Genomic DNA, 13,514 nt, shown 5'->3' on the forward strand with positions numbered 1-13,514 from the left:
GGACGGATCACGACGGTCTGCGGGGTGGCGGCTGTCCGCACGCCCCGCGGCAGGCGCGCTACTTCTTCAGGGCACGCACGACGCGGGCGAGCGCCTTGCCGGCGACCCAGGTGAGCGGGATCGCCACCGCGAGCACGGCGACGAGGTTCGGCTCGAAGCGGACCGTCGTGCCGGTCGTCACGTAGGCGCCGACCGGGATCGTCGCTCCCCCGCCGCCACCGCCCGCCGCGGCATCCTCGCCCTCGTCGCTGCCCCCGCCGAAGCCGTACCAGAGGAGGGCGACGGGCACGATGCGCTTGCCGTCCACCTCGATCGGGTCGCCGTAGGCGGCCTTCGCGCCGAAGGTGGTGAGCATCTCCGCGAGGCGGACCACGAGCTGAGGCATGCGGCAGAGGCTACTCGCGTCCGGAGCCCTATGGCATCCCCCTGCAGGCAGTCAACGGCCCCGGCCCGTTTCGCGAGGGTCGCTAGTTTGGTCGAGGCAAATCCCTGACTGGAGGAGATCGATGGTTGAAGCATGGCCCGGAAGCCCCTACCCCCTCGGCGCGACGTTCGACGGCAGCGGAACGAACTTCGCGATCTTCAGCGAGGGGGCTGAGCGGATCGAGCTGTGCCTCTACGACGACGAGGGCACGGAGACCCGTGTCGAGCTCCTCGACGTGGACGCGTACGTGTGGCACGCCTACCTTCCCCAGGTCCAGCCGGGCCAGAAGTACGGCTACCGGGTGCACGGCGAGTACGACCCGGGCGCCGGCAAGCGCTTCAACCCGAACAAGGTGCTCCTCGACCCGTACGCGAAGGCGACGGCGGGCTCGTTCGACTGGGACCAGTCGCTGTTCTCCTACAACTTCGGCGACCCCGAGTCGGTGAACAACGACGACTCCGCCGGGCACGTCATGCTGAGCGTCGTCGTGAACCCGTTCTTCGACTGGGCGGGTGACCGCCACCCGAAGACGCCGTACTCGGAGACGGTGATCTACGAGGCCCACGTGAAGGGCCTCACCCAGCTGCACCCGGACATCCCGGAGGACCAGCGGGGCACCTACGCCGGCGTCGCGCATCCCGCCGTCATCGAGCACCTGCAGAAGCTCGGCATCACGGCGATCGAGCTGATGCCGGTGCACCAGTTCGTGCAGGACTCGACCCTGCTCGACAAGGGCCTGCGCAACTACTGGGGCTACAACACGATCGGCTTCTTCGCCCCGCACAACGAGTACTCCGCCACCGGCGACCTCGGCCAGCAGGTGCAGGAGTTCAAGTCGATGGTCCGCTCGCTGCACGCGGCGGGCATCGAGGTCATCCTCGACGTCGTCTACAACCACACCGCGGAGGGCAACCACCTCGGCCCCACCCTCAGCTTCAAGGGCATCGACAACGCGGCGTACTACCGGCTCGTCGAGGACGACCAGCAGTACTACATGGACTACACGGGCACGGGGAACTCGCTCAACGTCCGGCACCCGCACTCGCTGCAGCTGATCATGGACAGCCTCCGCTACTGGGTGACCGAGATGCGTGTCGACGGCTTCCGCTTCGACCTCGCCGCGACCCTCGCCCGCGAGTTCTACGACGTCGACCGGCTCTCCACCTTCTTCGAGCTCGTGCAGCAGGACCCGGTGGTCTCGCAGGTGAAGCTCATCGCCGAGCCCTGGGACGTCGGCCCCGGCGGCTACCAGGTCGGCAACTTCCCGCCCCAGTGGACCGAGTGGAACGGCAAGTACCGCGACACCGTCCGCGACTTCTGGCGCGGCGAGCCGTCCACGGTCGGCGAGTTCGCCGCCCGGATCACCGGCTCCGCCGACCTCTACGAGAACGACGGCCGCCGCCCCGTCGCGTCCATCAACTTCGTGACCGCCCACGACGGGTTCACCCTCAACGACCTCGTCTCGTACAACGAGAAGCACAACGAGGCGAACGGCGAGGACAACAACGACGGGGAGTCGCACAACCGCTCCTGGAACTGCGGCGTGGAGGGCCCGACCGACGACCCCAGTGTCCTCCGGACCCGCGCCAAGCAGCAGCGCAACTTCCTCGCGACGCTGCTGCTCTCGCAGGGCGTTCCGATGATCCTGCACGGCGACGAGCTCGGCCGCACCCAGAACGGCAACAACAACACCTACGCGCAGGACAGCGAGATCAGCTGGGTGCACTGGGACCGCGCCGACCTGCCGCTCATCGAGTTCACCTCGGCCGTGGTGCGGCTCCGCAAGGAGCACCCGGTCTTCCGCCGCAGCCGGTTCTTCAACGGCCGTCCGGTGGAGCGGGAGGAGGGCTCGCCCGCGCCGGACATCATGTGGCTCAACACGGACGGCAAGGAGATGTCCCAGCAGGACTGGGATGAGAGCAGCTCCCGGAGCCTCGGCGTCTTCCTCAACGGCACCGGCATCCGCCAGCGCGACCCGCGGGGCGCGCAGATCACCGACGTGGACTTCCTCGTCTACTTCAACGCGTCCGACGAGACGGTCGAGTTCACCCTGCCGAGCAAGGACATCGAGCGCAGCTGGGACGTGGTGGTGGACAGCGCCGGCGAGCTCGCCGACACCCCGGCCCGGGAGGCCGGCTCGACGCTCCCGGTCGAGGCGAAGTCGCTCATCGTCCTGCGCGCCCACTCGGCGCCCGAGGTCGAGCCCGACCACTCGGTGGCCGCCTCCATCGCGGTCCTGACCGGCACTCAGGCCGACCCGGCCGCGGCCGTCGCGCCCAAGGTGGGCTGACATGAAGCAGCCGCTCTCCACCTACCGGGTCCAGATCCGGTCGACCTTCGACCTCCGCGAGGCGGCCGGGATCGCGGACTACGTCCGCGACCTCGGCGCCGACTGGATCTACTTCTCGCCCCTCCTCGAGGCGGAGCCCGGCTCCGACCACGGTTACGACGTCGTCGACCACTCGCGGGTCGACCCGGCGCGCGGCGGCGCGGAAGGCCTGGCCGCGGCCGTCGAGGCAGCGCGGGAGAACGGGCTCGGGGTCCTCATCGACATCGTGCCCAACCACGTCGGAGTCGCCACCCCGGTGCACACCCGCTGGTGGTGGGACGTGCTCGAGAAGGGCCGCGAGTCCCGCTACGCCGAGGCGTTCGACATCGACTGGGACTTCGGCGGCGGCAAGGTGCGCCTGCCCGTCCTCGGTTCCGGGGACGACCTGCCCGAGCTGAAGCTCGTCGAGGGCGACGACGGCCTGGAGCTGCGCTACTACGACCACCGCTTCCCCGTCGCGGCCGGCACCGGCAAGGCCGGCGACGACCCGGTCGAGGTGCACGCGCGGCAGAGCTACGAGCTGGTCGACTGGCGCCGGGCGGACTACGACCTCAACTACCGACGGTTCTTCGCGGTCAACACGCTCGCCGCGGTGCGGGTCGAGGTGCCGCGCGTGTTCGCCGAGTCGCACGAGGAGATCGTGCGCTGGGTCCGCGAGGGCCTCGCCGACGGCCTGCGTGTCGACCACCCGGACGGGCTCTTCGATCCAGGCGCCTACCTCGACGACCTCGCCGAGGCGACGGGCGGCGCCTACGTGCTCGTCGAGAAGATCCTCGAGGGCGACGAGCAGCTGCCCTCCTCCTGGGCGACCGCGGGCACCACCGGCTACGACGCCCTCGCCGACATCGACCGCATCCTCGTCGACCCCGACGGCGAGGCGCCGCTGACCGCGCTCGACACCGAGCTGCGCGGCGGCGAGGCGCTCGACTGGCACCAGCTCATCCACGACACGAAGCGCGACGTCGCGGACGGCATCCTGCACTCCGAGGTGCTGCGCCTCGACCGTGAGGTCGCCGATGCGATCGAGCGCGGCGAGGAGCCCGCCGACGAGGTCGCGGACGCGATCGGCGAGCTGCTCGCCTGCTTCCCCGTCTACCGCTCCTACCTGCCGGAGGGTCGCGAGCACCTCGAGGAGGCCGCGGAGCTCGCGAAGCGGCACCGCCCCGATCTCGCCGGCATGATCGACGCCCTGCTGCCGATCCTCGGCGACGTGGAGCAGCCGGCGGCACGCCGCTTCCAGCAGACGTCCGGCATGGTGATGGCGAAGGGGGTGGAGGACTGCGCGTTCTACCGCTACACCCGGCTCACGAGCCTGACGGAGGTCGGGGCCGACCCGGCCGAGTTCGGGATCGGGCACGACGCCTTCCACGCCCGCCAGCAGCGGCGGCTGGAGACGATCCCCGGCTCGATGACGACCCTGTCGACGCACGACACGAAGCGCGGCGAGGACGTGCGCGCGCGCATCAGCGTGCTCGCCGAGATCCCCGGCGAGTGGGCGGACGCCCTCCTCGAGCTGCGCGACATCGTGCCCCTCGGCGACGGTCCGCTCGCGAACCTGCTGTGGCAGGCGATCCTCGGGGCCTGGCCCGCGAGCCGCGAGCGGCTGCACGCCTACGCCGAGAAGGCGTCCCGGGAGGCCGGCAACTCGACGACGTGGACGGCTCCGGACGAGGAGTTCGAGCAGCGGATGCACGCCCTCATCGACGCCGCATTCGACGACGCCCGCGCGTCCGCGATCCTGTCGCGCCTCGTCCAGCGCGTCGCCGCCCCCGGCTGGTCCAACTCGCTGTCGGCGAAGCTGCTCCAGCTGACCGCGCCCGGCGTCCCCGACGTCTACCAGGGCAGCGAGCTGTGGGAGATGTCCCTGGTCGACCCGGACAACCGCCGCGCGGTCGACTTCGCCGAGCGGCGCCGCCTGCTCGCCGACATCGACGCCGGCGCTCTGCCGCCGATCGACGAGACGGGCGCCGCGAAGCTGCTCGTCACCACGCGCGCCCTCCGGATCAAGCGGGACCGGCCGGAGCTGTTCGGCGGCTACACCCCGCTGCGCGCGGAGGGAAGCGCCGCCGAGCACCTCGTCGCGTTCGACCGGGGCGGCGCCATCACCCTGGCGACCCGGCTCCCGGTCGGCCTGGCCGCCGCCGGCGGCTGGGGCGACACCACGATCGACGTGGGCTCCGCTCCCGTCGCCGACGTCCTGAGCGGTCGCCGGCACCAGGGCGGCACGCTCCGCGTCGCGGACATCCTCACCGACTACCCGGTGGCACTGCTGGTCGAAGAAGGAGGCAAGCCTTGAGCCCCTACGACGTGTGGGCGCCGAGCGCCGGCTCGGTCACCCTGCTCCTGGACGGGGAGAAGCACCCGATGACGCCCGCCGGCGACGGCTGGTACACGGTCGACGTCGCCGCGGACGGCGCCCAGCACGACTACGGCTACCTGCTCGGGGAGGGCGAGACGCCGCGGCCCGACCCGCGCTCCCGCCGCCAGCCGGACGGGGTGCACGGACTGAGCCGCACCTTCGACCCGAACGCGCACGCGTGGGGCGACCGGTCGTGGACCGGGCGGCAGCTGGCCGGCGGGGTCGTGTACGAGCTGCACATCGGCACCTTCACGCCGGAGGGCACCCTCGACGCGGCGATCGAGCGGCTCGACCACCTCGTCGACCTCGGCGTGGACTTCGTCGAGGTGCTGCCGGTCAACGGCTTCAACGGCACGCACAACTGGGGCTACGACGGCGTCCTCTGGTACACCGTCCAGGAGACGTACGGCGGGCCCGCCGCCTACCAGCGGTTCGTCGACGCCTGCCACCAGCGCGGCCTCGCGGTCATCCAGGACGTGGTCTACAACCACCTCGGCCCGAGCGGCAACTACCTGCCCGAGTTCGGCCCCTACCTGCACGAGGCGTCGGCCAACACGTGGGGCGCATCCCTCAACCTCGACGGCGAGCAGTCCGACGAGGTGCGCGACTACATCATCTCCAACGCACTGATGTGGCTCGACGACTACCACGTCGACGGCCTCCGGCTCGATGCGGTGCACGCGCTCGTCGACCACCGCGCCGTGCACATCCTCGAGGAGCTCGCCGAGGAGGTCGACGCGCTCTCCGCGCACGTCGGCCGCCCGCTCACGCTCATCGCCGAGTCGGACATGAACGACCCGAAGATGATCCGCCCGCGGGAAGCGCACGGACTCGGCATCACGGCGCAGTGGAGCGACGACTTCCACCACGCGCTGCACGTCAACCTCACCCGCGAGACCACGGGCTACTACGAGGACTTCGACTCGATCCGGTCGCTCGCGACCGTGCTGGAGGAGGGCTTCTACCACGCGCGCACGCTGTCGAGCTTCCGCGGCCGCGTGCACGGCCGGCCGATCGACGCCGACCGCACGCCCACCTGGCGGCTCGTGGTCTTCGCGCAGGACCACGACCAGATCGGCAACCGCGCGACCGGCGACCGCCTCACCGCGACGCTCGACGAGAAGCAGCTGGCCCTCGCGGCCGTCCTGACGCTGACCGCGCCCTTCACGCCGATGCTGTTCATGGGCGAGGAGTGGGCCGCGTCGACGCCGTGGCAGTTCTTCACGTCCCACCCGGAGCCGGAGCTCGGCGAGGCGACCGCGAAGGGCCGCATCGCCGAGTTCGCGAAGATGGGCTGGGACCCGGCGGTCGTGCCCGACCCGCAGGATCCGGAGACCTTCCAGCGCTCGAAGCTCGACTGGTCGGAGCCGTACCCGGAGAGCGGCGAGGACGGTCGTCACACGCGGACCCTCGACCTCTACCGGCGGCTCCTCGCCCTCCGCAAGGAGGTGCCCGAGCTCACCGACCCGCGGTTCAAGGAGACGTTCGTCGACTACGACGAGGACGAGCGCTGGCTCGTCATGACGCGCGGCGCCGTCAGCGTCGCGGTCAACTTCGGCGACGACGAGGTGGAGCTTGGCCTCGGGGGCGAACCGCTGCTCGCCACCGACCCGGGTGTCGCGGAGCTCCCCGACGGCGCGATCAGCCTGCCGGGCCGCTCCGCCGTCATCCTGGCCGCCACCGAGGAGTAGCGACCGGAGAAGGGTTCGAACGACGAACGGCAGCCGGAGACGGTTGCCGTTCGTCGTTCCGGTTGCGTTCAGGTCTCGCGGTTGAAGCGGGGCTTCTCCGGCTCGTTGCGCTTCAGCAGGGTTGCGGGACGGATGGCGCCGCGGCCGAAGCGCTCGGTCGCCTTGTCCATCACCTGCTCGGCGTCCTTCCAGGCGTCGTCCTCGCTCCACAGTGACAGGCTGTCGCCCTCGCCGTCGACGAGCTGCTCGGCCCGGACGCCGATGAGGCGCACCCGGCGGCCGCCGAGGTCCTGCTCCTCGAGCAGCTCGACCGCCTGCTCGTAGATGCGGCGGGCCACCGACGTCGCCTCGGGCAGAGTCCGCGATCGGCTGATCGTCGTGAAGTCCGCGAAGCGGAGCTTGAGCGCCACGGTGCGCGCCGAGTGGCCGGCCGCGCGCAGCCGGACCGCGACACGCTCCGACTGGTCGAGCAGCTCCCGGCGCAGCACCGTCAGGTCGTCGACGTCGACCGCGAAGGTGTTCTCGTGGCCCACGCTCTTCTCCACGCGGTGCGGGTTCACCCGGCGTGGATCCCTCCCCCAGGCCAGGTCGTGAAGGCTGCCGCCGGCCGCCGGGCCGACCCACTTCTGCAGCACGTCGCGCGGCGTCTGCGCGAGGTCGCCGACCGTGCGCAGGCCGTGCCGCTCGAGCGACGCGGCGGTCGCCTTGCCGACGCCCCAGAGCGCCGCCACGGGCAGCGGGTGCAGGAACGCGAGCGTGCGGTCCGCGGGCACGACGAGCAGCCCGTCGGGCTTCGAGCGGGTGGACGCGAGCTTGGCGACGAACTTGGTGGAGGCCGCGCCGATCGAGCAGGTGAGCCCGGTCTCCTCGCGAACCCGCTGCCGGAGCGTGCGGGCGATCGTGCCGGGCGAGCCCATCAGGCGCCGCGCGCCGGCGACGTCGAGGAACGCCTCGTCGATGCTGAGCGGCTCGACGAGCGGTGTCACGTCGCGGAACATGCCCATGACGATGCGCGACCAGTGGCTGTACTTGCCGTACGAACCGGGCAGCACGACGGCGTTCGGGCACAGCCGGCGCGCCTGCGACATCGGCATCGCCGAGCGGACGCCGTAGGCGCGCGCCTCGTAGGTGGCGCTCGTCACGACCCCCCGGCCGCCCACACCGCCGACGATCACCGGCTTGCCGCGCAGGTCGGGCCGGTCGAGCAGCTCGACGCTCGCGAAGAAGGCGTCCATGTCGATGTGCAGGATCGTCGCGGTCGAGCTGTCGACGGCGTCGTCCGATACCTGCCGGTCGCCCTGGCCGCCCTTGACGCTCACCGGACCATTGTCGCCCGCCCCGCCGACACCGGCGGTCGCGCCGGGCAGGGCCGAGCGGACGACCACCCCGTCCAGCAGGCACCGCGCCCGGGCTCAGCAGGAACCCGAGGATTTCAGCAGGCGATGACCCGGTCCAGCGGCGCCGACCGCGTCCAGCAGGCACAGCTCCTGGCTTCAGCAGGCACCGAAGGGGTTCAGCAGGCAGAAGTGGCCTTGTTCTGCCTGCTGAACCCGCTCCGTGCCTGCTGAAGCCGTGACGTGTCGGCTGGACCCGCTGCGTGCCTGCTGAAGCCGCCGGATGCCTGCTGAATCCCTGCCAGCGCCGGGCAGGACTCCGCGTCCAGCGGCACCCGGGTGAGGGGGCCGTCCGGCGGCGCAGAGGTGCGCCGACGGCGTCAGGCGGCGCCGGCGAGCTGGGTCACGGCGACCTCGACGCTCTGCGACCAGGCGACGACGGCGCCCGAGGAGTCCTCGACGGCCCACGAGCCGCAGATGCAGGTGAGCATGAGGGCTCCCTCGCCGAAGTCGAGGGACGCGTCGTCGACGGTGAGCTCGGCGATCTGGTCCAGCGGGGCGCTGCAGACCTCGGCGATGTGCGGATCGTTCATCAGTGCTCCCTTCCTGTTCCATGGTCACCCCGGGCCCGAACGGCTCCGGGATGCCACGCCGACAGGATGGCGCGAGCCTCCGACACTCAGCGCGCGAGGCGCTCCACGATGCCGCCGTAGACGCCGGGCAGGGCGGCGGCGGTCGGCACGATCGCCCTCCGTGCCGGCGAGGTGGCGGCAGCGACGAGGCCGCCGGTGATCACCCGGAAGTCGCGGGTCCGCCGGGCCCACTCCCTCTCGTACGCCCGCACGTCGCCGCTCGCCGCCGCCTCCACGGCCGCGTCGGCCTGGGCGAAGCCGACGCGCATCCCCTCGCCGGTGAGGGCGTCCACGTAGCCGGAGGCGTCGCCGGCGAGCAGCACACGACCTGCCGATCGGCGCCGGGTGCGCTGCCGCAGCGGACCCGCGCCGCGCACCGGGCCGTCCGGCTCGGCGTCGGCGACCCGATCGGCGAGCCCGGGGACCTGGCGCAGGGCGTCGTCGAAGCCGGTGCCGCGGGGACCGAGCAGGGCCACTCCGACGAGGTCCTCGGCGACGGGCGTGACGTACGCCTCGACGCTGCGACCCCAGTGCACCTCGACGAGGTCCGTCCACGGGGCGATCCGGTAGTGCCGGCGCAGCCCGAACCGGTCGCCGGCCGGACGCGGGGACTCGAGTCCCGCGAGGCGCCGGACGGTCGAGTGCAGGCCGTCGCAGCCGAGGAGCCAGGATGCCGTCACCCCGGCGGCGGCCACCGTGCAGCCCCGCTCGTCGACCGACTCCACCCGAGCCGTGACCCGCTGGACGCCGAGCGCCTCCGCCCGCTCGGCGAGCGCAGCCGACAGGACCGTGCGGCGCACACCCCTGCCGGCGGGGCCCCGGAGGCGGTGCACGACCTCCCGGCGTCCGTCGGCGTAGCGGAAGCCGCGAAGCGGCATCCCGGCGGGGTCGACTCCCACGGCGGCGAGCGCCACGACGGCGCCCGGCATCAGTCCCTCCCCGCAGGCCTTGTCGACGGGCCCGGGGCGCGGCTCCACCACCGCGGCGGTGAGTCCGGAGAGCCGGGCGCGGATGGCGGTGTAGAGGCCGACCGGTCCCCCGCCGACGACGAGGACGTCGACGTCGGTCACGGGGCCGCCGAGCGGAGGGCCTGCTCCTCGACCGGGATCCGGAAGCGCAGCAGCAGCACGGCGTTGAGCACAGTGAAGGCGAGCGCGGTGAGCCAGGCGGTGTGCACGAGCGGCAGCGCGATGCCCTCGACCGCCACGATCACGTAGTTGGGGTGGCGCAGCCACTTGTAGAGGCCGCGCTGCACGAGCGGCATCCCGGGCACCACGATCACCCGGGTGTTCCACTGCCGGCCCAGGGTGCCGATCACGACGTACCGCATCGCCTGCGCGAGCAGCGCGATGGCGAGGGCGGGCCAGCCGAGCCACGGCAGGAACGGGCGCTGCGCGAGCACGACCTCGGCGAAGCTCGCGACGATGAGGCCCGTGTGCAGAGCCACCATCCAGGGGAAGTGCCCGCGCCCGTACTCGACGCCGCCCCGCTCGAACGCCCACCGGGCGTTGCGGGCCGACACGATGAGCTCGACGATGCGCTCGAGGCCCGTCGCGAGCAGCAGCACGCCGAACCAGGCCACTCCCACCCAGTAGTCGCTCACGCCGCGACCTCCTCGGCCCAGCGGAGCAGCACGAGCTCGCCGCTCACGCCGGGACCGAGCGCGAACAGCAGCGCCGCGTCGCCCGGGCTCTGCGGACGGCGGTCGAGGGTGTCGGCGAGGACGTGCAGCACGGACGCGGAGGACAGGTTGCCGACGGCGGCCATCGACTCCCAGCTGAGCTCGAGAGCCCCGTCGGGCAGGTCGAGCGCGCGCGAGAAGGCCTCGAGCACCCGAGGGCCGCCCGGATGCGCGACCCAGTGATCGATGTCGGCGGGACCGAGTCCGTGCTCGCCGAGGAAGGCGCGCACGTCGCGCCCGAAATGCTCGTCCACGACGTCGGCCACGCCCGCCGTGAGCACGATGCGGAAGCCGGTCGAGCCGGGGTTGAAGCCGAGCACGTGCTCGCTGTGCGGGTAGAGGGCACTGCGGGCATCGACGATGTCCGGGCCGACGACCCCGGTGCGCGCGGCGCGGTCGGCGCCGACCGCCACGACAGCCGCTCCCCCGTCGCCGAACAGGCCGCTCGCGACGAGGTTCGCCATCGAGTCGTCGTCGCGCTGGACGGTGAGCGAGCAGAGCTCCACGGCGACGAGGACCGCGACGTCGTCCGGGTGCCCGGCCAGGTAGTCGTGCACCCGGGCCAGGCCGGCGGCGCCCGCGACGCAGCCGAGGCCGAACATGGGCACCCGCTTGACGTCCGGCCGCAGGCCCAGCCGCGGCACGAGGAGCGCGTCGACGGACGGTGCGGACACCCCCGTGACCGAGGTGAACATGACGAAGTCCACCTCCTCGGGGCGGATGCCGGCCTGCTCCAGGGCGGTCCGCACGGCACGCTCCGCGAGGTCGGTGGCGGCCTCGACGAACCGGCCGTTCGTCTGCGTGAAGGTCTGCGGCTCCCGGTACTCGTCGATCGGCATGATCAGGTGCCGCCGGTCGACCCGCGCGCCCTCGTGCAGCCGGTGCAGCAGGGCCCGCTTCGACGGGTCGGGCGCGATCATCGGCGCGAGCATCGCGGTGATGTCCGCCTGGGCGTACGCGTGCTCGGGCAGAGCGGCGGCCACGGCGGCGATTCGGCTCACGAGCGTGACGGTATCACCGGAAACTGGCGACCGGCCCCGGTCAGGCGGGGGCGTGGCCGGGGGCTAGGGTGGCGCGGGGAGGTCCGGATGCCGATCGTCGACAACGCCGTCTACGTGAACGGCGTCCGCACCGCGAATCCGCCGAGCCTCGAGGAGACGTTCGAGACGGTCCGCGCCCGGAAGGGCATGGCGTGGATCGGCATGTACCGGCCCAGCCCTGCTGAGCTGCAGGCGGTCGCGAACGAGTTCGGCCTGCACCCGCTCGCCGTCGAGGACGCGCTCAAGGGCCATCAGCGCGCCAAGCTCGAGCGCTACGGCGACGTCCTCTTCATCGTGCTGCGCCCGGCGCGCTACCTCGACGCCGCGGAGCGCGTCGAGTTCGGCGAGGTGCACGTCTTCGTCGGGCCCGACTTCGCGATCACCGTCCGGCACGCCGAGGCACCCGACCTCGGCCGGGTCCGGAAGCGCCTCGAGCACACGCCGGAGCTGCTCGCGCTGGGTCCGGAGGCCGTGCTCTACGCCGTTCTGGACCAGGTGGTCGACGACTACGCCCCCGTCATCGCGGGGCTGCAGAACGACATCGACGAGATCGAGGACCAGCTCTTCGCCGGCACCACGGACCTCTCGAAGCGCATCTACGCCCTCGCGCGCGAGGTGATGAACTTCCAGCGCGCGACCGGCCCGCTGGTCGACATGCTGAGCGCTCTGCAGCGCGGCTTCGAGAAGTACAGCGTGCACGTCGAGCTGCAGCGCCGGGTGCGGGACGTGCTCGACCACGCCATCCGCTCCTCGGAGCGCGCGGACGCGTTCCGCTCGCTCCTCGACAACGCGCTGCTCACCAACACCACGCTCGTGACGGAGCAGCAGAACAACGAGATGCGCCGCCTCAGCGAGACGAGCCTCGCCCAGGGCGAGCAGGTGAAGAAGATCTCCTCCTGGGCGGCGATCATCTTCGCGCCGAGCCTCGTCACCGGCATCTACGGCATGAACTTCGAGCACATGCCGGAGCTCGACTGGCCGGTCGGGTATCCCCTCGCGCTGCTCGCGATGGCGGTGCTGAGCGGCGGGCTCTACGCGGTGTTCAAGCGGCGGGGCTGGCTGTAGCGCCGTCCAGGCGCGCGAGCCGGCGCAGCGCGGCCTTCTCGGCGCCCGGCGGGGTGCCGAGAAGCCGTCCGGTGAGGCCGAGGACGCTCGACGTCGCCGGGACCACCGGACCGCGCGGCTTCGGCAGGCGCAGCAGGGTGCGCAGGTCGTCGGGCAGCGAGGCGACCGCCCCGTTGAACAGCACCGGGTAGGTGGGGCGCAGCGCGGGTGCCAGAGGCGGACGGCGCAGGAAGCGGACGACGTCGGCCACCCGGTCGTCGTGCCGCAGGATGCCGACATACGACCGGAGCTGGTCGCTGAGCTCGGCCTGGGTCGTCGGCGGATCGTCGACACCCATCAGCCGGCCGGCGATCGCCCAGTCCTTCACGTACGCGTCCGGGCCGCCGGGGATCGGCTTGCCGTACACGCTGTGGGCGCCGAGGAAGGCGTCCGTGAAGGCGAGGTGCACCCAGCGCAGCAGGTCGGGGTCGTTGGCGGCGTAGGGCACGGCCTCGCCGCGCTCCCCCGGGTAGACGCCCCGCACCTTCTCGTGCAGGCGCAGCACCCAGCCGGATGCCTTCGCCGCGTCCTCCTTCGACCCGTAGGTGACGGTGAAGATCCAGCGGATCGTGCCGGCGAGGCGGCCGAACGGGTCCTCCCGATAGCGCGAGTGGTCGTGGACGCCCGCCATCGCGCCCGGGTGAAGGGCCTGCGTCAGGAGCGCCCGGATCCCGGCGACGAGCGTCGGCATGTCGCCGTGCACGGCCCACGCGGCGGAGCCGGGGCCGAACCAGCCGCGGTCGGTGCCGAACTCGAGCGCCGTGACCCACGGCGGGTCCCCTGCCGGCTGACCGGAGAGCGTGGTCTGGATGCGGGCCCGCAGCGGTTCGATCAGCCTCGACACGGGTACCAGTGTGCCGTGCGGAAGCTGTGCTTCCGCCTGCGGCTTCGGCAGGACTTCCTGCACTCGGCAGGAGGAG

General features: G+C 72.2%; 11 protein-coding genes. 4 read left to right on the forward strand and 7 right to left on the reverse strand.

Annotated elements, in window-relative coordinates; genetic code table 11:
• Window positions 1-58 precede the first annotated feature (58 nt).
• Window positions 59-385 carry a hypothetical protein gene (locus J3P36_RS05320; protein ID WP_210506175.1) on the reverse strand — a complete coding sequence of 109 codons (327 nt, stop codon included), beginning with the start codon at window positions 383-385 and terminating at the stop codon, window positions 59-61.
• 121 nt (window positions 386-506) lie between these two features.
• On the opposite strand from J3P36_RS05320, the gene glgX reads away from it, so the two are divergent.
• The 3 genes from glgX to treZ are packed head-to-tail and all read left to right on the forward strand — an operon-like array spanning window position 507 to window position 6,803.
• Window positions 507-2,714, forward strand: a complete 2,208-nt coding sequence (gene glgX, locus J3P36_RS05325) for a glycogen debranching protein GlgX (RefSeq protein ID WP_210506176.1) — start codon at window positions 507-509, stop codon at window positions 2,712-2,714.
• A 1-nt stretch (window position 2,715) separates the two neighbouring features.
• Entirely contained in the window at window positions 2,716-5,049 is a 2,334-nt protein-coding gene (gene treY, locus J3P36_RS05330) for a malto-oligosyltrehalose synthase (RefSeq protein WP_210506177.1), read from the forward strand.
• Window positions 5,046-6,803 (forward strand): malto-oligosyltrehalose trehalohydrolase, encoded by a 1,758-nt coding sequence (gene treZ, locus J3P36_RS05335; RefSeq protein WP_210506178.1) that lies wholly within the window; start codon window positions 5,046-5,048, stop codon window positions 6,801-6,803. The genes treY and treZ overlap by 4 nt, the downstream gene beginning before the upstream one ends.
• Window positions 6,804-6,871: 68 nt before the next feature.
• Here the strand turns inward: treZ and J3P36_RS05340 are convergent, their stop codons facing one another.
• The 5 genes from J3P36_RS05340 to J3P36_RS05360 all read right to left on the reverse strand — a co-directional run bounded on the left by J3P36_RS05340 (window position 6,872) and on the right by J3P36_RS05360 (window position 11,451).
• Window positions 6,872-8,038 carry a DNA polymerase IV gene (locus tag J3P36_RS05340; protein WP_246854373.1) on the reverse strand — a complete coding sequence of 389 codons (1,167 nt, stop codon included), beginning with the start codon at window positions 8,036-8,038 and terminating at the stop codon, window positions 6,872-6,874.
• Window positions 8,039-8,517: 479 nt separating this feature from the next.
• Window positions 8,518-8,730 (reverse strand): hypothetical protein, encoded by a 213-nt coding sequence (locus J3P36_RS05345; protein ID WP_210506180.1) that lies wholly within the window; start codon window positions 8,728-8,730, stop codon window positions 8,518-8,520.
• A gap of 86 nt (window positions 8,731-8,816) precedes the next feature.
• The gene (locus J3P36_RS05350) at window positions 8,817-9,839 is read right to left on the reverse strand and encodes an FAD-dependent monooxygenase (protein WP_210506181.1); all 1,023 of its coding nucleotides are present in this window, start codon (window positions 9,837-9,839) and stop codon (window positions 8,817-8,819) included.
• The gene (locus J3P36_RS05355) at window positions 9,836-10,372 is read right to left on the reverse strand and encodes an isoprenylcysteine carboxylmethyltransferase family protein (RefSeq protein WP_307806956.1); all 537 of its coding nucleotides are present in this window, start codon (window positions 10,370-10,372) and stop codon (window positions 9,836-9,838) included. Before J3P36_RS05355 ends, J3P36_RS05350 begins: the two co-directional genes overlap by 4 nt.
• Entirely contained in the window at window positions 10,369-11,451 is a 1,083-nt protein-coding gene (locus tag J3P36_RS05360; RefSeq protein ID WP_210506182.1) for a type III polyketide synthase, read from the reverse strand. Before J3P36_RS05360 ends, J3P36_RS05355 begins: the two co-directional genes overlap by 4 nt.
• A gap of 87 nt (window positions 11,452-11,538) precedes the next feature.
• On the opposite strand from J3P36_RS05360, the gene J3P36_RS05365 reads away from it, so the two are divergent.
• Window positions 11,539-12,555, forward strand: a complete 1,017-nt coding sequence (locus J3P36_RS05365; RefSeq protein WP_210506183.1) for a magnesium and cobalt transport protein CorA — start codon at window positions 11,539-11,541, stop codon at window positions 12,553-12,555.
• Here J3P36_RS05365 and J3P36_RS05370 read toward each other — a convergent pair.
• Window positions 12,533-13,438 (reverse strand): oxygenase MpaB family protein, encoded by a 906-nt coding sequence (locus J3P36_RS05370; RefSeq protein WP_210506184.1) that lies wholly within the window; start codon window positions 13,436-13,438, stop codon window positions 12,533-12,535. The two genes, J3P36_RS05365 and J3P36_RS05370, sit on opposite strands and share 23 nt — an antisense overlap.
• Between the last annotated feature and the right edge of the window lie 76 nt (window positions 13,439-13,514).

This window comes from Naasia sp. SYSU D00057, from assembly GCF_017916505.1.
GTDB lineage: Bacteria > Actinomycetota > Actinomycetes > Actinomycetales > Microbacteriaceae > Naasia.

Coding starts and splice junctions, on each gene's coding strand:
- J3P36_RS05320 (WP_210506175.1), bottom strand. CDS start 385: ATGCCTCAGCTCGTGGTCCGCCTCGCGGAGATGCTCACCACCTTCGGC.
- glgX (WP_210506176.1), top strand. CDS start 507: ATGGTTGAAGCATGGCCCGGAAGCCCCTACCCCCTCGGCGCGACGTTC.
- treY (WP_210506177.1), top strand. CDS start 2,716: ATGAAGCAGCCGCTCTCCACCTACCGGGTCCAGATCCGGTCGACCTTC.
- J3P36_RS05340 (WP_246854373.1), bottom strand. CDS start 8,038: ATGGACGCCTTCTTCGCGAGCGTCGAGCTGCTCGACCGGCCCGACCTG.
- J3P36_RS05345 (WP_210506180.1), bottom strand. CDS start 8,730: ATGAACGATCCGCACATCGCCGAGGTCTGCAGCGCCCCGCTGGACCAG.
- J3P36_RS05365 (WP_210506183.1), top strand. CDS start 11,539: ATGCCGATCGTCGACAACGCCGTCTACGTGAACGGCGTCCGCACCGCG.